General features: G+C 64.2%; 15 protein-coding genes. 8 read left to right on the forward strand and 7 right to left on the reverse strand.

The window, feature by feature from the left end:
- Positions 1 to 15 precede the first annotated feature (15 nt).
- Positions 16 to 1125 carry a porin gene (locus FRZ40_RS23555; protein ID WP_147235764.1) on the reverse strand — a complete coding sequence of 370 codons (1110 nt, stop codon included), beginning with the start codon at positions 1123 to 1125 and terminating at the stop codon, positions 16 to 18.
- A gap of 296 nt (positions 1126 to 1421) precedes the next feature.
- Positions 1422 to 4913, reverse strand: coding sequence for an ATP-binding protein (locus tag FRZ40_RS23560; RefSeq protein WP_158647028.1), 3492 nt, complete (start codon positions 4911 to 4913; stop codon positions 1422 to 1424).
- A gap of 369 nt (positions 4914 to 5282) precedes the next feature.
- Between FRZ40_RS23560 and FRZ40_RS23565 the strand changes: the two genes are divergently transcribed.
- Positions 5283 to 6953, forward strand: a complete 1671-nt coding sequence (locus FRZ40_RS23565; RefSeq protein ID WP_147235766.1) for a methyl-accepting chemotaxis protein — start codon at positions 5283 to 5285, stop codon at positions 6951 to 6953.
- Positions 6954 to 7135: 182 nt separating this feature from the next.
- On the opposite strand, the gene FRZ40_RS23570 is transcribed toward FRZ40_RS23565, so the two are convergent.
- Positions 7136 to 7654, reverse strand: coding sequence for a methylated-DNA--[protein]-cysteine S-methyltransferase (locus tag FRZ40_RS23570; protein WP_147235767.1), 519 nt, complete (start codon positions 7652 to 7654; stop codon positions 7136 to 7138).
- 438 nt (positions 7655 to 8092) lie between these two features.
- Here FRZ40_RS23570 and FRZ40_RS23575 point away from each other — a divergent pair, with 438 nt between their 5' ends.
- The 5 genes from FRZ40_RS23575 (at position 8093) to FRZ40_RS23595 (ending at position 13267) form a co-directional block, all read left to right on the forward strand.
- The gene (locus FRZ40_RS23575; protein WP_028369592.1) at positions 8093 to 8344 is read left to right on the forward strand and encodes a hypothetical protein; all 252 of its coding nucleotides are present in this window, start codon (positions 8093 to 8095) and stop codon (positions 8342 to 8344) included.
- 296 nt (positions 8345 to 8640) lie between these two features.
- Positions 8641 to 9630, forward strand: coding sequence for a DedA family protein/thiosulfate sulfurtransferase GlpE (locus FRZ40_RS23580; protein ID WP_028369591.1), 990 nt, complete (start codon positions 8641 to 8643; stop codon positions 9628 to 9630).
- 54 nt (positions 9631 to 9684) lie between these two features.
- A complete protein-coding gene (locus tag FRZ40_RS23585) occupies positions 9685 to 11388 on the forward strand; it encodes an FAD-dependent oxidoreductase (protein WP_028369590.1) in 1704 nt (567 codons plus the stop codon).
- A 231-nt stretch (positions 11389 to 11619) separates the two neighbouring features.
- On the forward strand, positions 11620 to 11910 hold the full coding sequence (locus FRZ40_RS23590) for a hypothetical protein (RefSeq protein ID WP_147235768.1): 291 nt from the start codon (positions 11620 to 11622) through the stop codon (positions 11908 to 11910).
- 142 nt (positions 11911 to 12052) lie between these two features.
- Positions 12053 to 13267, forward strand: a complete 1215-nt coding sequence (locus FRZ40_RS23595) for a winged helix-turn-helix domain-containing protein (protein ID WP_147236768.1) — start codon at positions 12053 to 12055, stop codon at positions 13265 to 13267.
- A gap of 11 nt (positions 13268 to 13278) precedes the next feature.
- On the opposite strand, the gene FRZ40_RS23600 is transcribed toward FRZ40_RS23595, so the two are convergent.
- The 4 genes from FRZ40_RS23600 to FRZ40_RS23615 all read right to left on the reverse strand — a co-directional run bounded on the left by FRZ40_RS23600 (position 13279) and on the right by FRZ40_RS23615 (position 17711).
- On the reverse strand, positions 13279 to 13878 hold the full coding sequence (locus tag FRZ40_RS23600; RefSeq protein ID WP_147235769.1) for a LysE family translocator: 600 nt from the start codon (positions 13876 to 13878) through the stop codon (positions 13279 to 13281).
- Positions 13879 to 13979: 101 nt separating this feature from the next.
- Entirely contained in the window at positions 13980 to 14237 is a 258-nt protein-coding gene (locus tag FRZ40_RS23605) for a hypothetical protein (RefSeq protein WP_147235770.1), read from the reverse strand.
- Between the two features lie 150 nt (positions 14238 to 14387).
- A complete protein-coding gene (locus tag FRZ40_RS23610) occupies positions 14388 to 16574 on the reverse strand; it encodes an NHL repeat-containing protein (RefSeq protein WP_147235771.1) in 2187 nt (728 codons plus the stop codon).
- Between the two features lie 237 nt (positions 16575 to 16811).
- A complete protein-coding gene (locus tag FRZ40_RS23615; protein ID WP_028369584.1) occupies positions 16812 to 17711 on the reverse strand; it encodes a DMT family transporter in 900 nt (299 codons plus the stop codon).
- Positions 17712 to 17883: 172 nt separating this feature from the next.
- Between FRZ40_RS23615 and FRZ40_RS23620 the strand changes: the two genes are divergently transcribed.
- Positions 17884 to 18801, forward strand: coding sequence for a helix-turn-helix domain-containing protein (locus FRZ40_RS23620; protein ID WP_147235772.1), 918 nt, complete (start codon positions 17884 to 17886; stop codon positions 18799 to 18801).
- A gap of 206 nt (positions 18802 to 19007) precedes the next feature.
- On the forward strand, positions 19008 to 20132 hold the full coding sequence (locus tag FRZ40_RS23625; protein ID WP_028369582.1) for an aminotransferase: 1125 nt from the start codon (positions 19008 to 19010) through the stop codon (positions 20130 to 20132).
- Positions 20133 to 20290: the final 158 nt, after the last annotated feature.

Here is a 20290-nt window from a genome sequence, read left to right on the forward strand (position 1 = left end):
GCGCTGCGGCACGCATCAGAAGCGGTGCCGCAAGCCCGCGCCGATCAGCACCTGATTGTGACCCGACGACGGATCGGCCGAATTGATGACGGCCGGCGCACCCGACGACGAGCGCTGGTAAATCGCCTCCAGATACGTGTCGGTGCGTTTCGAGAACTGATAGTCGGCCTGCACGCCGCCGTTGTGCCAGTGCGCGCCCGAACCCTTCGTGTACGTGTACGAACCGGCCAGCGCCACGCTCGGCGTCAACTGGTAGATGCCGTTGAGTTCGTAATTGGAAAAACCGGCGGACGGCGCGAGGCCACCCGTGTCGATCACGGTGACGCCGGTGAACGTCGAGCGCGACCACGCGGCCGCCATCGTGAAGTCGCCGATCGCGTAGCTCACGCCGACGCCGTACGTATTCTGCGTCTGCACGGAGGCATCGAAAACATCGTTGGTGGTGGGCAGCACGACGGCCTCGAACGCGCCCGCGGGCGAATTGCCGCGCCCGTTCGCATGCAGATACGCAGCGCCCGCGTTCAGCGCGCCTGCCTGATAGCTCATGCCGAAGCTGTACGCACGGTTGTTCGCGAACTGCCCCGCCGTGTTCGAGAACGCATACATGCCGCCGAACGTCAGACCGCCGAACGACGGGCTCGCATACTTGACCGAATTGGCGGCGAGATACGTGTTGTTCGCGTTGTCGTTGTCGAACGGATGGGCGAACGCGGTGCCGCCCGTGCCGCCCGTCAGCGTGAACGGCGCCAAATAATCGTGGACGAGATCGTACTGATGGCCGAGCGTCAGCGTGCCCGCCTTCTCGTTGCCGATGCCGACGTAGTACGGGTGATCGTTGAACATTTCGCCCGACGTGACCGAAAAGCCGCGCTCGAGCCGGAAGATCGCGCGATAGCCGCCGCCCAGATCCTCGATTCCCTGCAAGCCCCAATAGCTGCCGTCGACCAGACCCGACGTCGCCTTCCATTGCGAATGTCCGCCGACGTTGCTGATGTACGCGAGACCTGTGTCGAGTTCGCCGTACATCGCGACGCTGCTTTGCGCGTGTGCGCCCGTCGCGAGCGAGAGAAGTGCTGCGCTTGCGACGGCCGCCGCGGCAGTCTTGTTGATCTTGTTCGCGGACATGCTTGGCTTCCCTGAGTTGAGTCGATTGGTGTTCGAAACGCGACTTTTTATAGGAACAACAGCCACACGCACAAGTGGCGCGCGTCATATATCACGCGCAACCGCTCCGTAATATAGATTACAAAATGCAAACGAATCCCATTATTGGGTTCACGCAAAACGGAAGTAAAGCGAAAACAATTTGCCGGGACGTCGTGCGCGCACTGCGATGTGCGCGAGTCTGGCGGGATGGTGCTGTTCGAAGAAGCGTACGCTCAATATCCCGCGCCCGGCGTTGTTTTCATGCGACGTGGCGCTCATTGGATCGACGCGACGTCGACTTCGAAGGCGCTGCGCAAGCGGTCGTGCAGCGCAGCGGCGTGGGCGGCGTGAACGGACGTCCATTGGGGCTCGCCGTCGCATAGATACTGAAGCTCGCGGCATTGCGCGGCGAACGCTGTCTCCTGCGCGACGAGGAAGCCGCCCGCCGCGCTATGCGCCCATTCGCGCAATGCTTTCACGTCCTTGCTGTCGACGATCGACGCCAGTTTCGGCAGGTCCGCCGCCAGATAGTCGCGCAGCATCTGCATGAAGCGGGCTTTGTCGGCGGGGTCGAGCGCGGGCGCTGTGTCGGCAGGCTGCTGCATGGGGGCGGCGAAGGTTTTTTGCGGAACGTCGACCGATGCTTCTTCGGTTTCCTCCTCTTGCGCCGCTGTGTCAGCCGGTTCGTGCCGCGCGCGCAAGCCGAGCGTCAGCAGCGCGGCCGCCACCTGTTTCAGCGACGCCGGTTTCGGCACATATGCCGCAAAGCCGCGCCGCCGCCATTCGTCGATCTGCTCGGCAGCCGCGACCGCGCTGAACGCGAGCACGGGCAAATGCGGATGCGATTGGCGCAGCGCTTCCATCAGCGCATAGCCGTCCATGATCGGCATGTGGATGTCGGTCAGCACGAGATCGGCCTCGGTCTGCTTGAGCAACAGCAGCGCCTCGCGGCCGTCGCCGGCGAGGATCGGCTCGCAACCGAGCGCGGTCAGCTGCTCGACGATGAGCGTCTGGTTGAGCGGATTGTCTTCCGCGACGAGCACGCGCAGCCCTTGCAGCGCGGGATCGTCCGCGCGTTCGTCGCCTGCGGCTGCGGCGGACGGCGCTTCCGCTGGCGGGGCGCCGCCCGTCAATTGCTCGATGCACGCGAAGATCGCGTCGTGACTGAACTCGGTCACTTCGAACACGCCTTCGGCGCGCTGTGTCGGCCGATGCTGCCCGCCGCGCGTCAACCAGACGACGGGCACCGCCTGGATCGCACGCAACGCCGAGACGGTGTCGAGATCATATTCGCCCGTGACGATCACGAACCTGGGCCGGTGCACGCGCAGCCAGGCTTCCGCCGCCGCCACTGAAGTCGCGCTGCTCGCCGTCCAGCCCACGTACTCGAGCATTTCGCCCAGCACTTTCGCCGATGCCGCTTCCTGGCACAGCACCAACGCGCTGCCGCGCGGCCGTGGCGGCAGCGCAGCGGAAGCGTCGGCGAGCGCCTGTGCCGTCGGATCGAGCGGAATCGACACGGTGAACGCGCTGCCGAGCCCCGGCACGCTTTCGACGCCGATCTTGCCGCCCATCAATTCGCACAGCCGCGCACAAATGGAGAGGCCGAGGCCCGTCCCGCCGATCCGGCTCGACGTACTCGACTCGGCCTGCACGAAAGGATTGAAGATCCGCGCAACCAGCGACGAATCCATGCCGATCCCCGAATCGATCACACGGCACGTCAGCACCGGGCGGTCGTGCAGGTCGGGCTCGACGTGCGCCGTCAACGTGATCTTGCCGCTCGACGTGAACTTGAACGCGTTCGACAGCAGGTTGTTGACGATCTGCACGACCCGCGCACGGTCGCCGCGAATCGGCCGGTAGAGCGACGGCGACAAGTGCGCATAGAAGCGCAACGGCCTGCCGGACGCGAGCGGCGCATACGACAGCGCGAGGTTTTCGAGGTCGTCGATCGGCTTGAACGATTCCGGCAGCAGCTTCATCTTGCCCGCACCGATCTTCGAGAAATCGAGGATGTCGTTGACGATGTGCCGCAACCCGTCCGCCGCCGCGCCGACGGCGCGCAGGCGTTGCTGGTGGGCGTCGAGGCCAGGCGTCATCGACAGCAGTTCGAGATTGCCGAGCAGCGCGTTCAACGGCGTACGAATCTCGTGGCTCATCGCGGCGAAGAAACTGTTCTGCGCGTTCATCATGGCTTCCGTCTCGCGCTGCGCTGCGCGAATCTGCTGGCCGAGCGCATGCCGCACGGTGACGTCGAGCAGCGCGCAAAACAGCACGTCCTCGCCGCGATAGCGCGCCGCGCCATAGCTGATCTGCAGATATTGCGTGTCGGGATGGTCGGCGGCGGCGGGCTCGACGGGCAGCGCACTCACGATGAACTCCGCGAACTTGCCGAGCCGCGACGCGCCCGCTTCGTGTGCGTTACGCTCCTTGAAGGCGGCGGCGATATGCGCGGGCAAGCTGCCGGGTGCGTCGCCGAGATGCAGCAGCTCGCGCGCCAGCTGGTTCGACGTCAGGATATGAAAGTCGCGCTGCCGCACGATGCACAGCCCGACGGGCGTCGCCGCCACGAGGATGTGGTTGATCGTCTCGCTTTCGAGCGCGCGCATCGCCTCTTCGTTCGAACGGCGCAGCAGTGTGAAACCCCAGAACTTCGCCGTGAGGATCACGCCGAGCGCTGCCAGCAGGGCTACGCCGACGATCGCGCCGAGCTGCCAGCGCAGCGCGCCGACGATGTCGCCCCAGGACAGATGACACACGAGCGACGACGACACGTCGGCGACGGGCACTGAAAACAGCACGCCGTCGAGCCCATAGCGGGGCGTGTCAGGCGGAAGCGACGCGGCTTCGCGCATCACGTGTTGCGCCCTGTCGGCGTCGATCGGCGGCTGCGTCTTGACCACGCCACGCTTGCTGACCAGCAGCAGCGTGCCCTCGTACGGCGTTCTCGCAGTCACGTTGAAGAAATGCTCCATCGGCACAATGAGCGCGATCAGCGCGACAGGCGTATCGCCCGAATAGTAGGCGGTGATGGCGACCATCGCGGGTGCGCCGAGCAGCGGATCACGGTATGGGCCCGCAAGCACGTAATTGCCTTTCGGCGGCGCGCGCGAGCCCGTCTGCGCGAGCAGGTTGCGCTCGAGCGTGTCGCGCAACGTGCCGATCAGCGCGGGCGAAGCGGGCGGCGCATGTGGATCGGTTGAAGGCGAGAGCTCCGGCATGAGGACCGCGTAATCGTCCGCGAGCCCGACGATCACAGCGCGATTGGTTACGTCGAAAGCAGCGCGCGTCACGAGCGTCGAGTCGGCGGCGGACGAGAGCCGCCACAGCCTCGCGTTCAGACTCTCGCCCCAGCGCGCACGGGTCGCCTCGGAAATCAGCACCTGGTAGCCCGTCTCCAGACCCGAGCCCGCCGCTGTGACCACGCCCTGCTCACGCGCCGCCTGCTCGGCCTCGGCGGACACGCGCTGAACCTGATCCGTGCTCTCGTAATAGACGACAGTGAGCTCGGCGCGCCTGAGGAACGACTGTCCGCGATGAATCGCCACCGAAAAGTTCGCGGCGTCCTGCGCGCGGATACTGCGCATGTAATCGACATACTTGCCGACCGCGAGCGCCGAGAGCAGCGAGGCGGACACGACGAGGATCGCCAGCAGCGCGACGATCGTCACGAGATAAAGCCGCCGCTGCCGCCGCGCAGAGCGCAGAAGCGTGGCAAACCCTTCAGCCAGCGATTCCTGCGTGCGATCGAGAAGGTTTTGCATGTTGTCGCGCCTCATGGGTCGGCGTCGCGTCGAAGGCAGGTAATCCACGCCGTTGACTGACTGCATCGTGAACCGCTCGCCAGCCGGACGTTCGCTCGATCTCGCGCGTGACCGCAAAAGATGCGAAAGCGAGGCCGTTATCCAACGAGTTTAGGCCGGGTTTGGGCCCGAGATACGTCGATTGCGTGTGCAAGCACTCCGCCACGGGCACGCTGATCAGCAACGCCGCGCACCGAACTCTGTGTTATCGGCGAACGCCGGCATTACCTGAGTCAAATACCAGGAAACCCCTAAAGAGTCCAGGGTCTATGCCGTTAAGCCTTACAGAACCATTCGGATGCCAAGGCATCCGGCAGTCCAAGGAACGTGATGCGCAATAACCAGCCTGTTACCCAGAACGAGTACGACTATCCGTCCTCGCAGATGCTCGTTTCAGCCACCGATCTCAAAGGCAAGATCCAGTACTGCAATCCCGCATTCGTCGCCGTGTCCGGCTACACGCGCGCCGAACTGATCGGCAAGCCGCACAACCTGATCCGTCACCCCGACATGCCCGCCGAAGCCTTCGCCGACATGTGGGCGACGATCCGCGCCGGCCGTCCCTGGTCGGCGTTCGTCAAGAACCGCCGCAAGAACGGCGATCACTACTGGGTGCGGGCGAGCGTCACGCCCGTTATCGAAAACGGCACGCCCGTCGGCTACCTGAGCGTGCGGGTCAAGCCGGATCGCGAGCAGGTCCGCGCGGCGGACGCGCTATACGCGAAGATGCGCGCGGGCGAAGCGCGCGGTGTGCGGCTGCAGCAGGGCGTCGTCGTGCGCACGGGTCTGCTCGGCAAGCTTGGCGCGCTGATGCGGCTGCCCGTCGCGATGCGCGCAACGATTGGCTATATGGTCGCGCCCGTCGCACTGCTGGCGGCGGGCCTCGTGGCATGGGGCGGCACCCCGCCGCTGCCGTTCTGGATCGCGTTCGGCGTGACGGCCGCGACGAGCGCGGCCGCCGCTCAGTTGCTGTCGCGCCACCTGGGCCAGCCGGTCGACGCGATGTCGTCGTTCGCCACGCGCATGGCCGCGGGCGACCTGACCGCCGATCTCGCCATCGCGCGTCACGACGATCTCGGCGACGTGCTGCAAGCACTCAACCAGCTGAAGGCGAATCTCGCAGCGATCGTGTTCGACGTGCGCACGCAGATCGGCGGAATGCTCGATGCCGCGCACGAAATCTCGTCGGGCAACATGGACCTCGCACGCCGCACGGAAATGCAGGCGGCATCGCTGGAAGAAACGGCGGCGACGATGGAGCAGCTGACAACCACCGTGCAGGCCAACGCCGACGCCTCCGTGCGCGCGCTCGATCTGGTCCGCGACGCGCAATCGGCGGCCGCGACGGGCGGCAAGGTCGCGCAGCAGGTCGAGCAGACGATGGCGGGCATCACGGAAGCCTCGAAGCGGATCGCCGACATCACGGGCGTGATCGACGGTATCGCGTTCCAGACCAACATTCTCGCGCTCAACGCGGCCGTGGAAGCGGCGCGCGCGGGCGAGGCGGGCCGCTCGTTCGCCGTGGTCGCGAGCGAAGTGCGCATGCTCGCGCAACGCTGCGCGGCGTCGGCGAAGGAAATCAAGCAGGTGGTCGATACGACGGTGAACGAAGTGGCGCAAGGCACCGAACTCGTCGCGCGTACGACGGCGCAGATGGCCGTGATCGATGAGGCGGTGGCGCGTGTGTCGTCGCTGATCGTCGAGGTGGCGAACGCGAGCAGCGAACAGGCCGACGGCATCGGCCAGGTCAATCAGGCCGTATCGCACCTGGACAGCGCGACGCAGCAGAACGCGGCGCTCGTCGAGCAGGCTGCGGCCACCGCGCAACGTCTCGCGGAACAGGCCGACGTGCTCGACGAAGCAGTGCGTCTGTTCACCGTGGCGGGCGCACCCGAGCAGGGCGCGAAGAAGCAGGCGGTGCGTACGGCGACGGCGCTGCGCGCTCCCGCCGTGCCTGCGCGCGCGGTTCACACCGCAGTCGAAGAGGACGCATTGGTCTGATGGATCATCGTTACTCCCATCTCGACAACGCGCTATTGGCCAATAAAGATACGTCCGTCAGCGCCCAGGATTGTGTGCGGGCCGGCTGACCCGAGTAACAACGGCGTTTAAGTAGCCCGCCCACTTTTGGACGGGCTATTTTTTTGCCCGCCGCGCCCGTGCCGCCAGCACCGTTCGTGTCATCAACCGAACGCCGGCAACTCCAGCTGTTGCGGCGCTTTCGACATGGGCCGCTCCAGCTTCAGCAGCGCCTTCTTCCGATGCAGTCCGCCCGCGTAGCCGGTCAGATCGCCCGCGCTCGAAATCACGCGGTGGCACGGCACGACGATCGAGATCGGATTACGCCCGTTGGCCGCGCCGACTGCGCGCGATGCCGACAGCGGCAAGCCGAGCCGCTGCGCGATGCCGCCGTAGCTGGCCGTCTCGCCGTAGGGAATCTGCACCAGTTGCTCCCACACGTCGCGCTGGAATGCGCTGCCGGGCATCCGCAGCGGCAGCGCGAACTGAAAACGCTCGCCTGCGAAGTATTCTTCGAGCTGCTCGCGCGCCTGATGCAGCACGCGTGATTCGCCATTCGCGGCAAGCGCGTCGGCAGCCGGAAAATATTTCTGTCCGACGAAGTACACGCCCGTCAGCGCGTCGTCCTCGGCGCGCAGCAGAATGTCGCCGAGCGGGCTGGGCATCGACATGCATTGCTTCATGAAATCCTCCTGCAGGGCCGTGAGGGCCGCCGTCAACAGGCTGCGCGGCCTTCCGAATGTGCCCACTTTATCGTAACGGCCTGCCGCGCTGCCTCCCGGTTCTTGCGCTGATCACGTCAAGCACATGCAGGCGTCACGACCGTGACAGCCACCGCACGCGCGCCGCGAACGCGCCCGAAATCCGCGCGCGGCGCGTCACGACCGCGCGTCGGACTCGCGTCGCGAACGTCGGTGCAAACCGCGGCACCCCCGCGGCACCCCCGCCGCAAGCCGCGCCGGCCTTGTGTTTCCATCCCGCGCCCCGTCCCTTCGATGCATCGCGCACGGCTCGCCCGCATAATCGGATGAGTGTGAGCGCCACGCGACAGACGGCGCGCGGCACTGCCCTTACAATGCCTGTTCGGCAACGTTGTTCAATCACGCAAGAGGGAATTTTCGATGCGCACCACCGGGTCTTCCGGGGCAATGGCCCTGCTCACCGAGCACGACGACGAAACGGGTCGCGAACTGCGCACGCTGCGTCTCGAATCGACAGAAGACGGCAAAGGCATACTTCTGATCGAAGTCGATGAACGCAAGCCGGGCATCCACCGTGAAGTGCGTTATGAAATCACGCCTGCGGAGCTGATCGCAGCCATCCGTGCGCACGGCGCCGAACTGCCGGGCGAACAGCATAACCACCGTCAATAATTCGTTGCAGTCATCAACGGCATCATGAAGAGCGCGCGGCGCGGGTCTGATCCCGTGCCGCGCCTCTTGTTTTTGGCGTAGTCGCCACCATTTCCAATGCCTCGCCGAACGTCACGCGATGTTCATCGGGCAGGCCGAAAGTCTTTTGCAAGAGACTCAGGCAATATGCGCTTTTGCCGCATTTCGGCAATACCCGGACGCAAAACGCACCTCTCTTGCACGCGTTGAAAATGCGTCCATAATCTTTTAGTCAATTCCTGTCGACTTCGCGGCTCAACAACCGCGAAAGTAAGCCGATGCTACATGATCTCGTCGAGCAGTACGGGCCTGCCATCGTATTCGTCAATGTGCTTGCCGCATCCATCGGGCTGCCCGTGCCCGCGATGCCCTGTCTCGTGCTGTTCGGCGCGATGGCCGCAATGCACCCTGGTTCCGTGGGCACCCAGGTGCTGCCCGTGCTCGTGCTCGCGGTGTTCGCCACGCTGATCGGCGACAGTGCGTGGTTCGCGGCCGGGCGCATCTACGGCGGCAACACGCTGAAGACGCTCTGCAAGCTGTCGCTGTCGCGCGATACCTGCGTGAAGAAGACCGAGCGCTTCTTCGGCCGCTGGGGCGTGCGTGTGCTGGCCGTGGCGAAGTTCGTGCCGGGCCTGTCCATTGTCTCTATTCCGATGGCGGGCGCGATGGGCACGCCGTACCGCACTTTCCTCGCGTACGACAGCATCGGCGCGACGCTCTGGTCGGGGCTCGGCCTCGTGCTCGGCGTCGTGTTCGCCCAGCAGATCGACATGCTGTTCGCCGGCGCGAGCCGCCTCGGCAAGATGACGGCCGTGGTGGTCGCGGTGCTGCTGGCCATTTACTGCTCGTATCGCTGGTACCGGCGCCGTCAGCTGATCAAGAAGCTCGCTACCGCGCGCATGGACGTCGACGAACTGTACAAGCTGATGCTCGACAAGCGCTCGCCTGTTCTGTTCGACATCCGCTCGCAGGAAAAGCGCGCGCTCGATCCGTTCGTGATTCCCGGCTCGGTGTTCGCGGACGAGCGTCAGCTCGACGAAATCGTCGCGAAGTACCCACACGATCAGAAGCTCGTGATCTATTGCTCGTGTCCGAACGAGGTGTCGGCGGCGTGGATGGCGAAGCAACTGACGGAAGCCGGCTTCCAGGACGTGATTCCGCTGCGCGGCGGCCTCGATGCGTGGCGCGACGCGGGGCGACACCTCGAGCCGCTCGCCGAGGAACTCGAGCCAACAATGGCCGTCGGCATCACGCCGAAGACAGTCTGATCGAAAAGCGCGGCGTGCCCGTTCCGGCACACCGCGCAGCAAGGAGCAAATCCGATGGGTGTAACGCGAGAGGGTGAAGACGCGCAACGCGCCGCCGCCGGCGAGGCGCCGTTCTCGACGCTGTCGACACGGCGTCACCAGATGTTCCCCGAACTCCAGCCGGAGGAAATCAAGCGGCTGTGCAAGTTCGGCGAACGGCGCCACTTCGAGACGGGCGAGATGCTGTACCGCACGGGCAGCACGGGCGCCGGGATGATGGTTGTGCTGTCGGGCGCAGTGAAGGTGTATCAGCGCGACGGGCTCGGGCGCGAACTGCTCATCAACGTACACCATAAGGGTTCGTTCCTCGCCGAAGTCGGCCAGCTGTCGGGCAAGCCTGCGCTCATCGACGCGATGGCGCTGGAGCCGGGCGAAGTCCTGCTGATTACACCCGAACGGCTGCGCGCGCTGATCGTCGCGGAAGCCGAACTCGGCGAGCGCATCATGCGCGCGCTGATCCTGCGCCGCGTCGGGCTGATCGAGCGCGGCGCGGGCGGGCCGATCATCGTCGGCAAGAGCAATGACCGGCGGCTGGTGTCGCTGCAAGGGTTCCTCGCGCGCAACGGTCATCCGCACACCGTCCTCGACGAACGCGATGAAGACGGCCTGCGCGTAGTCGAGCAGTTCGCGGCAGGACCCGAAGACATGCCGCTCGTGATCTGTCCGGACGGCTCGGTGCTGCGTCATCCGAGCGATCCCGAACTGGCCACTTGCCTCGGCCTGATCCCCGATCTCGACTCGGAACACGTGTACGACGTGGCGATCGTCGGCGCGGGCCCGGCAGGGCTGGCAACGGCCGTGTATGCGGCGTCGGAAGGCCTGTCGGTGATCGTGCTCGACGGGCGCGCGCCGGGCGGCCAGGCGGGCGCCAGTTCGCGCATCGAAAACTACCTCGGCTTTCCGACGGGCATTTCCGGCCAGGCGCTCGCGGGCCGCGCGTTCGTGCAGGCGCAGAAGTTCGGCGCGCACGTCGCGATTCCCGTCAGGGTCAAGCATCTGCATTGCGACGAGCGTCCGTACCGGCTCGAACTCGCTTGCCAGGGCAGCATCCGCGCGCAGGCTATCGTGATCGCGAGCGGCGCGGTCTACCGGCGCCCCGAGATCGACGGACTCGACCGCTTCGACGGCCGCGGCATCTATTACTGGGCGTCGCCCGTCGAGGCGAAGCTGTGCAAGCGCGAGGAGATCGTGCTGGTCGGCGGCGGCAATTCGGCGGGACAGGGCATCGTCTATCTGGCGTCGCACGCGAAGCACATTCACGTGCTGATCCGCCGCAGCGGCTTCGAATCGACCATGTCGCGCTATCTGATCGACCGGATTTCGTCGCTGCCCAATGTCACCGTCTATCCGGGCACGGAGATCGGCTGGCTGGAAGGCGATGAAGGCGGACTCGCGAAAATCGGCCTGAAGCGCCCATGCGCCGACGGACGCGACTGCTTCGACGCGCGCCATCTGTTCCTGTTCACGGGCGCCGATCCGAACACGGACTGGCTGCGCTCGTGCGGCGTCGAACTGGACGCGAAGGGCTTCGTGCTGACGGGCAAGGATTCGGCCTGCGATCTGACGACGTCCGTCGAAGGCGTCTACGCAATCGGCGATGCGCGCGCGGGATCGACCAAGCGCGTGGCTGCCGCCGTCGGCGAAGGCGCGCAGGTCGTCGCGCAAATCCATCAGATGCTCGCCGAGCGTGCGGGAGAAACGGTCGCGCTGGGCGCCTGATTCCTTTCTCATGCAGCGGCCCGCGTGATGCGTAACGCGGGCCGTTCGCTTTTCACCGACTGCATTTTTCTCTCCTGTATAGCAACCGCTTACTCGTTGTTACACAAGCGACGCTCTGCTTGCACCTCTAATTCTTTCCATTTCGTAAGATTAAGTCAGCGTCCGGTCAGGTCTGGCTCAGGACGGGAGCGCAAGCGCTCAAGCCCGCTCTGCAAGGGAAAGGAGAACAGCATGATCAAACGTGCGATGGTTGTGGCGGCATTCGGCGTTGCCGCTGCGTGTGCATCGACGGCAGCATCGGCGCAAGTCGGCGTCGGCGTGTATCTGGGTGCGCCCGTCTATGCGGCGCCGCCTGTCGTCTATGCGCCGCCGCCGCCCGTCGTGTACGCCCCGCCGCCGCCCGTCTACTACGGCGGCTATGGCGGCTATGGCGGCTATGGGCCCCGCTATTGGGGCAGGCCGCGCTGGCACGAGCACGGCCATCATCGCGGCTGGGAAGGACGTCATCACGGCCGCTGGTAAGGCGGCGCCCCGACGGCGCAGGCAAACCAGAAGTGCGTGTTCGCCGGACACGCTACAGTAGCGAAAGGTCCGGCATGGCAAGCCGCCATGCCGCTCTTTCTTGCCAGGCCGTCGCCGCCCGGATCGCTACGACAATCATCGCGTGATCACACTGCCCGTCTCTGCCGCCCGCACCCTGCATCTGGCCGCTCAAGGCCTGCTCACGCCGCCGCGCCGCAAGGCGACCAAAGCCGATGTGCTCGACGCGATCCGCCAGATGGCGCAATTGCAGATCGACACGATTCATGTCGTCGCGCGCAGTCCGTATCTCGTGTTGTTCAGCCGGATCGGCGCCTATCAGCCGCAATGGCTCGACGAGCATCTCGCGGAAGGCGCGCTGTTCGAGTACTGGTCGCACGAAGCGTGTTTCCTGCCCATCGAGGATTACGGCCTGATGCGTCACCGGATGCTCGATCCGAGCGACATGGGCTGGAAATACGCGGCCGACTGGCACACGCAATACCGCTCCGAGATCGACAAGCTGCTCGCGCAGATCCGCGCGACGGGCCCCGTACGCTCGGCCGATTTCGCACGCGAAGCGGGCAAAGGCAATGGCTGGTGGGACTGGAAGCCGGAGAAGCGGCACCTCGAAGTGCTGTTCGCAACGGGCGAACTGATGGTCGCGGAGCGGCGCAATTTTCAGCGCGTGTACGACGTGACCGAGCGCGTGCTGCCGCATTGGAACGATGCGCGCGACCTGCAACCCGCGGACGCCGTCGCGCAAGAACTGCTGCGGCGCAGTTGCCGCGCGCTAGGCGTGGTGCGCGCGGACTGGGTCGCGGACTACTTCCGGATGCCGCGCCGCCCGTACACAGATGCGCTCCATCAACTCGCCGACGCAGGCGAACTGACGCCCGTGAGCGTCGAAGGCTGGAAGCAGCCGACCTTCGTGCATCGCGACTTCACACCGATGATCGATGCAGCGTCGAGCGGGCAAATGTCGTCGACGGTCACGACGCTGCTGTCGCCGTTCGATCCCGTCGTCTGGGATCGCAAGCGCGCGGCGGCGCTGTTCGATTTCGACTATGTGATCGAATGCTACGTGCCTGCCGCGAAGCGCAAATACGGCTACTACGTGCTGCCGATCCTGAATCGCGGGAAGCTGATTGGGCGTGTCGACGCGAAGGCGCATCGCGCGACAGGCGTGTTCGAACTGAAGGCGCTGCATCTGGAGCCGGGCGTCCGCGTGAGCGGGCGGCTCACGGCAGACTTGCGGCGCGCGCTGCAGCGCTGTGCCGACTGGCACGGCACGCCGCAATTGCAGATCACATCGGCGCCTGACGGACTCGCGGCCGCGCTCGCCGCCGCCGACGAATAACCGCTACGGGTTCAATGCAGCGCGGCCCACGCGAGCGACAAGGAAAACATCCCCAGCACGATCGACGCCGCGCGCTGCATCTTCACGGGATCGAGCCACTTGAGCTTGCCGCTGCCGAGCGCCGCGCCGAAGCTGATCCACGCAAACGCGATCGGCACGAGCAGGCACGCGAACAGCGTCATCGCGAACGCGTAGCCGCGCATGTCCTCGAAGACGATCGACGGGAAGATCGTGCCCGCGAACAGCAACGCTTTCGGATTGAGCAACGTCGCGACGAACAGTGCGCGCGGCCCGTTCGTGCGCGGCGCCGAATCGGGCAAGGCGACAGCGGCGCGCCACATGTCGACGGCGAGATAAGCGATGTACAGACCGCTCGCGATGCGCAGCACGGCGGGCAGCCACGGCAGCGTATGCGCCGCGTGCCCGATGAACCGGCCCCAGACCGAGATCGACACGGCATAGCCGGCCAGTTCGGCGCCGATCAGCGGCAGCGAGCGGCGCGCGCCCTGCCGCAAGCCGGCGGCGGCCAGAAGCGTGTTCGTCGGACCGGGCGTCAGCAGCACGATCGTGATGCCAAGTGCGAGGAGCGCGGTTTCGGAAGTGGAAAACATCAAAAGAAAAAGGGCGTTCGAAACGAGCGCCCTTTGTATCACAGTCGCGCGACAGTGCCGAATTCTGTCAAACGAATGTCCGCTTGCCGCGCGGCACGTGCTCAGCGATCGAGCTTCACCCGCAATTCGCGCGCGGTTTCGAGCAGACCTTCATAGCCGGAACGCGCATGCTCCGGCAAGTCCGGATCGCCGACCAAAGCGCCGAGCGTTTCGATCAGGCTATAGAGAATGCCGCGCGCCGCGCTCACGGCAATGTTGCCCGATGACACCATTTCGTTCACATGCGACACGGCTGCGTCGAGGTGTTCGAGGTCTGGCTGTGCGCCAGTGTCCTGCTTGTTCGGATGGTCGCGCGTCATGATGAATCGTCGCTCCTGTTCTGACTCGTCGGCAAAGGGTTCTGCCGCCATATATATACCGATCGCGTGCAGCCGTCCATTCGCACAGACGGCAGCACACACGGTGTTTCAGGTTCGACTGACGTCGATCAGCATGAGTTCACACGGCGCTCATGGCGTCCAGCGATACATCAGGATTTTCGCGCGCGCATCGTCTTCGAGCAGCACCACATACTCGCCGCTGTCGCGCCGCACCGCGCTGATACCGAGGTACACGTCGACCCAGCCCGTCGTGCTGCCGACCGCGGCACCCGGCGTCATATAGCCGACCATCTGCCCCGAACGAGCGTCGTACACATCGACCTTCGGCGTGTACAACTCGGCAACGAAGATGTAGTCGCCTGCCACGGCCACGCCGACGGGCGTCACCTGCGGACTGCTGGCCGTATTCCACGGCAGGTCGATGGTGTAGACGGGCGTGGGCGAGCCCGAACTCCAGTTGTCGTAGCGCACGAGGATGCGGCCGGCCTCTTTCCAGTGCGTCGCGTCCCACGGCAGGCTGCTCGTGTAGCCGGAGACATACATCGTGTCCGTTTCGGCGATATAGACGATGCGCGCAATGCGGCTGAACGGCGCGGGCATCGGGAACATTTTCGAGCTTGCATAGGTGTAGACGGGATTGCCCGGGCTGTCGAAGCCCTGCAACGGCATTTCGCGGATGCCGCTCGCGGGCGTCGCGAGCCAGACGTTGCCCGGCGTATCGACCCACCAGAAGCCGTTACCGACCGTGCTGCCCGTCGACGGATTGCCCGTGATCTCGCTGGCGTCGACATGGCCGTCGCCGTTCGCGTCGCGCCATATCCATTCGCCGTAGGTCGGCTGGCCGGCCGGCCAGTTGCCCGGCAGCGGATTCTGCGCGAACAGGCCGGAAGGTATCGCGACTTCGTCGTGAGCGGCATTGAAGCGATAGACGTTCAGGTAGTGCGCGCCGGGGTCGAGCGTGAACAGATACGGCTTGCCGTTGATCCGCCGCACCATCGGCTCGCCGCGCACGCCGCGCGGCTGGTGGAACGCGGGATCATCAGGAAAATCGAAGCGGTCCAGCGTGAAGCCCGCGTACTTCCATTCGCGTCCCGGCGACTGCTGTGCATAGTCCATCGTGAAGCGCTTCGAACCCGTGTAGACGCTGTTCGGCGACGCAGGATCGAAAGCCGCGCCGTCGACAAACGTCAGCCCTTGCAGCCGCCAGTTGAAGGCGCGCGTCGCGTATCGGTAGCTCTCCAGCACTGCGCCCTGCCCGACCGTTGCCGACGCGAGCGGGCGCGGCCCTTCGCCGTTCTGCGCGACATAGAAGTTGCCTGCCTGGTCGAAGCCGATTCCCGTGACGCCGTTCAGGCGCCAGTTGCCGGGCGTGCCCTTCGGCTCGTGGAAGATGCCGTACAGCGTGCCGAGCGCGCCCGTCAGTTGCGTCGCGCCGGTTGCCGTCTTGCCGTAGACGAGGATCTGCTGTCTGCTGCCGTTGTCGGCGACCAGAATCTGTCCCGAAGGGGAAATGGCGATGTCCGTCGGTATGTTGCCCACAGGCAACGCGAGCATGCCCGGCAGCGGCGCGCCTGTCGACGAATAGTGCAGCACGCTCACGTTCGCCGTACCGAAGCCGCTCATGACCCAGATGGACGAATCGGTGTCGATGGCGATACGCCCCGGCGCCGCGACGCTCCATGAGCGCAGACGGCGCATCGTGTTCGCATCGAATACGACGATCTGGTTGCCGTAGGTGTCCGATGCATAGAGTTCGGCGTCCGTCGCCGCGAGCCCGCGAAGGCCCGCGTCGGTACCCGTCGCCACCGCGTTCACGCGCAGGAAGCTGTTCTTCGTGGCGTTTGCGCTGTTGCCGATACCGCTGTCGAACGGTGCGCCCACGGCGATGTTCGCCACGGTGCGGCGCGTGATGCCGAACCACGTCTGCCCGGCGGGCGGGTAATCCGCGCCGACCAGCCCATTGTTCTGATTGCCGATCGACATCGCCGCGTAGACGTACGTGCGATTCGACGCGATTGCATCGCCGCCCGCCGCGCCCCAACCATGCGTCGCGCCCGCGACTGTCATTTTGTCGCCATTTTTATATGCGGCGATTTCGCTGCCGCTTTCGTCCCATGGCGAATTGGTGAATACCGTTCCATCCGGTGCGACGCTAATTGCCTGAATGTCCTGTTGCATCCATTTTCCGTCGCCGAATCCGAAACTATTGCCTATCCACGATGTGGTGTAGGTCAATTGCGACTGCGCTTCAGCGCCAATGGGAATCAGGCTGCCGAGCGCAATCAGCGCGGCGGCGACGCGGGTCGAGACTTTCACGGTCGTGTCCTTGCGAGAAGCAAAACGTTAGCAAACGCAGACAACGCATGCGCGATTCAGCCATGCGTTTTTCGATCAGCATTTGCCATTCCGCGCAAATTAATACTCAATTCGCATGGAACAGGGTTATTGTGTTTATTATCTTCTCAAACCGGAACGCGACCGCCTTCCTTAAATAATTCGTTTGGTTATTTTTTATACTTTTATTTGAATTGAATTGCCTTTAGCTTTGGCACATCAGGCCGCGCGCGTGCGGCGCATGAAGAGCCGCTGCGTCAAGCCGAATGCGACGAGGTTGCCCGCCACCACCAGCACGAGTCCGATGACGGCGAGCGCCGACCATCGATAGCCTTCGAACACCGTCGACACGGCGAGCGCGACAAACGGGAACAGCACCGTGCAATACGCGGCACGCTCGGGCCCGATGCGTCCGACCAGCATCAGATACGCGGTGAAGCCGATCACCGAGCCGGGCACGGCAAGATAGACGAGCGCGCCGAGATAGCGCGCGTCCGTGTCGAGCGCGAACGGCAGGCCCGCAGCCAGGCTGCCGAGCGTCAGCACGCTCGCGCCGATCAACATTGCCCAGCTGTTGGTGACGACGGGATGCAGCCCCATCGACTGCATGCGGCTGGACAGCAGATTGCCCGCCGAAAAGCACATCGTGCCCGCGAATGCGACGGCAAGACCGAGCCACGCGGCGTGATCGCCGAGATGACCGGCCATCTGCTGCAGCGACAGACAGACGATGCCCGCGAGTCCGAGCACCGCGCCGACGATGGCCGTCGGCTGCAGCGGACGGCCCATGAACAGCCGGCCGTTGAGCGAGTTCAGCAGCGGCGCGGTCGAAAACACCACGGCCACGAGACCGCTCGGCACGACGCCTTCCGCGTAATAGAAGCACAGGAAATTCACGCAAAAGAGCGCGAGCCCCTGCGCCGCGAGGAAGCGCCACGCGGCGCGCGGCGGCCACACCGGGCGCCGCATGATTTTCAGCAGCGCGAACAGCACGATTGCGGCGAGCCAGAAACGGCACGCAATCGACACGGGTGCCGGCACGACACCGAGCTGCCACTTGATCGCGATCCAGGTCGTACCCCAGATCAGCACGGTCACAACATAAAGGAACAGATTCATAGCCAGAGCGCCACACAATACGGATCGCTTCGACTATGCGTCCACGCACGTCCGTTCGATTGTCCAGAATTGCGCACTTTTGGCAGACCATCGGAAGCGCTGGTCATGCTGCACGTATACTCGATGTCATCGCATCGCCTTCCGAACACCGCTATCGCTTCACCCCATTCACGTGAACACACCGTCCATCGCCACGACTGACCCGACCGATCCGCCGTTCGGCCTGCATTCGGTCTGCCAGACGTTGAACGAGTGCAATGCGACGCTCGACCGGTTCGCGTGGCTCGGCGATCAGCTCGCCGTCGCTATCTGGACGCGTGAAACCAAAGAAGCCGAAACGGTCTACGAGCAGCCCGGCCATCACACGCTGTCGTGCTATCTGGACGGCGGCTATCGGACGGAGCGTCAGAAGCTGCCCGGCCGCTATGGCGCGCCGAGCCGGCTGTGCGCGCTGCCGGGCGACCACGAATCGCGCTGGTGGGTACGCGGCCACATGCATTTCATGCATCTGTATTTCCTGCCCGAGCACTTCACGCAGCGCGCGATCCGCGAACTCGACCGCGAGCCGCGCGAACTGACGCTCGCCGACCGCACGTACTTCGAGGACGAGCGTATTGCGGCGCTCTGCCAGTCGCTTGCGAACGATGCGTGGGACGACGCCGACGGCCGTCTGCGTGCCAACGAAACGTCGCATGAAATCCTGAGCCTGCTGTTGCGCTCGCAAGGCGTGAACCGCACGGACGCCGCGCTAAAGGGCGGGCTCGCCGTGGCGACGCGCCGCCGTCTGCGCGATTACATCGACCAGAATCTGACGCAGCCGTTGACGCTCGGCGAACTGGCTGCCGTCGCGAATCTGTCCGAATTCCATCTTGCGCGGATGTTCCGCACGTCATTCGGTCTGCCGCCGCATGCCTGGATCGCGCAGCAACGGCTCGAACGCGCACGCATACTGCTGCGCACGACGGCCTTGCCGCTCATCGATATCGCCGCGCAATGCGGCTACGCGAACGCGAGCCACTTCAGCCACCGATTCCGCCAGGGCGTCGGCGTCACGCCGGCCGTCTATCGCCAGATACTGCGCGCCCGCTGAGTCTTCGCGCGCACGCCACGTCTCTCGTGGCGTACTCTGCCTTTCAGTTACCCATGCTTTGCCGTGCCGCGCATTCACGCAATTTTGCGTCGCTAGCGTGTTTTGTCTATTTGAGACAATTGGTCTACACTCGACAGCAATCGATCTGCGCCGCGAACGTCTGACAGCCGCGCCAATACCACTGCTTTCACTTGAGGACAGAACTCATGCAAATCAGGGAATTCGGAGTTGAACGCTGGATGGATCTCTACGAGAACCGTTGCGAATTGAATCTTGCGGAAACGTGTGTCGAGTCGCTGACGGTGGGCGAACTGCTGAAGATTGCGGGCAAGGAAGACGCGCTGCTCGGCGAGATTCTGCCGATGAAGCTGACGTATGGCGCGATCGACGGCACTGAACGGCTGCGCAGCAACGTCGCGTCGCTGTATGAAAAGCAGACGGTGCCTAACGTGCTGATCACGCACGGCGCGATTAGCGCGAACGCGCTGGTCTACGAAACGCTCGTCGAGCCGGGCGATCATGTGATTTCCGTGCTGCCCACTTATCAGCAGCATTATTCGATTCCCGAGAGTTACGGCGCGAACGTCGAGATTCTGCGTTTGCGCGAGGAGAACGCATTCCTGCCGGATCTCGACGAACTGAAGCGCATGGTGAAGGCGACTACGCGTGTCATCGCGATCAACAACCCGAACAATCCGACGGGCTCCTTGATGGACCGTGCGTTTCTCGAGCAGATTGCGCAAATCGCGCGTTCATGCGGCGCGTATGTGCTGAGTGACGAGGTGTATCGCGGTACGGATCAGGAAGGTACTGGATTTACAGCATCGATTGCGGACGTGTACGAAAAGGGCATTAGCACGGGCAGCATGTCGAAGACCTGGTCGCTTGCGGGCTTGCGCGTGGGCTGGATCGTCGCGCCTGTCGAACTGATTCATCGCGTGCAGATTCATCGTGACTACAACACGATTAGTGTTGGGATGTTAAATGATCTGCTTGCGTCGATTGCGCTGGAAAATCGCAAGGCGATTCTTGAACGCAATCACGGGATTTTGAGGAGCAACCTTGCGGTGCTCGATGCGTGGATTGCCAAGGAGCCTTTGCTTTCTTATGTGAAGCCACGGTCGGGAACGACTGCTCTTGTGCGCGTTGATGTCGATATGCCTTCGCGCGAGTTTTGTGTTTCTTTGCTTGAGAAGACCGGGGTCATGTTTACGCCTGGCAGCGCGCTTGATGTCGAAGGTTATGTTCGGATTGGGTACACGAATAGTCGTGATGTTTTGGTTCGAGGTCTCGAACGGGTTTCTGGATATCTGCGCGATATTGCGCGTTAGTTTTTGGTTTTTCGTTTTTCGTTTTTGGTTTTTGGTTTTTGCTTTTCGCTGGCATCCGCGAATTCATATCCGTGCTTCAGGCGTCGCCCCTGTGCGGGGCAGCACCTACTTTTCTTTGCAGCGGCAAAGAAAAGTAGGCAAAAGAAAGCCGCTCACCC

The sequence above is a fragment of the Paraburkholderia azotifigens genome, assembly GCF_007995085.1.
In the GTDB taxonomy this organism is placed as follows: Bacteria; Pseudomonadota; Gammaproteobacteria; order Burkholderiales; family Burkholderiaceae; genus Paraburkholderia; species Paraburkholderia azotifigens.

What these genes read in the sequence shown, in the direction of transcription:
- FRZ40_RS23555 (WP_147235764.1), bottom strand. Translation starts at nt 1,125, where the DNA reads ATGTCCGCGAACAAGATCAACAAGACTGCCGCGGCGGCCGTCGCAAGC.
- FRZ40_RS23560 (WP_158647028.1), bottom strand. Translation starts at nt 4,913, where the DNA reads ATGCAAAACCTTCTCGATCGCACGCAGGAATCGCTGGCTGAAGGGTTT.
- FRZ40_RS23565 (WP_147235766.1), top strand. Translation starts at nt 5,283, where the DNA reads ATGCGCAATAACCAGCCTGTTACCCAGAACGAGTACGACTATCCGTCC.
- FRZ40_RS23570 (WP_147235767.1), bottom strand. Translation starts at nt 7,654, where the DNA reads ATGAAGCAATGCATGTCGATGCCCAGCCCGCTCGGCGACATTCTGCTG.
- FRZ40_RS23575 (WP_028369592.1), top strand. Translation starts at nt 8,093, where the DNA reads ATGCGCACCACCGGGTCTTCCGGGGCAATGGCCCTGCTCACCGAGCAC.
- FRZ40_RS23580 (WP_028369591.1), top strand. Translation starts at nt 8,641, where the DNA reads ATGCTACATGATCTCGTCGAGCAGTACGGGCCTGCCATCGTATTCGTC.
- FRZ40_RS23585 (WP_028369590.1), top strand. Translation starts at nt 9,685, where the DNA reads ATGGGTGTAACGCGAGAGGGTGAAGACGCGCAACGCGCCGCCGCCGGC.
- FRZ40_RS23590 (WP_147235768.1), top strand. Translation starts at nt 11,620, where the DNA reads ATGATCAAACGTGCGATGGTTGTGGCGGCATTCGGCGTTGCCGCTGCG.
- FRZ40_RS23600 (WP_147235769.1), bottom strand. Translation starts at nt 13,878, where the DNA reads ATGTTTTCCACTTCCGAAACCGCGCTCCTCGCACTTGGCATCACGATC.
- FRZ40_RS23605 (WP_147235770.1), bottom strand. Translation starts at nt 14,237, where the DNA reads ATGACGCGCGACCATCCGAACAAGCAGGACACTGGCGCACAGCCAGAC.
- FRZ40_RS23615 (WP_028369584.1), bottom strand. Translation starts at nt 17,711, where the DNA reads ATGAATCTGTTCCTTTATGTTGTGACCGTGCTGATCTGGGGTACGACC.
- FRZ40_RS23625 (WP_028369582.1), top strand. Translation starts at nt 19,008, where the DNA reads ATGCAAATCAGGGAATTCGGAGTTGAACGCTGGATGGATCTCTACGAG.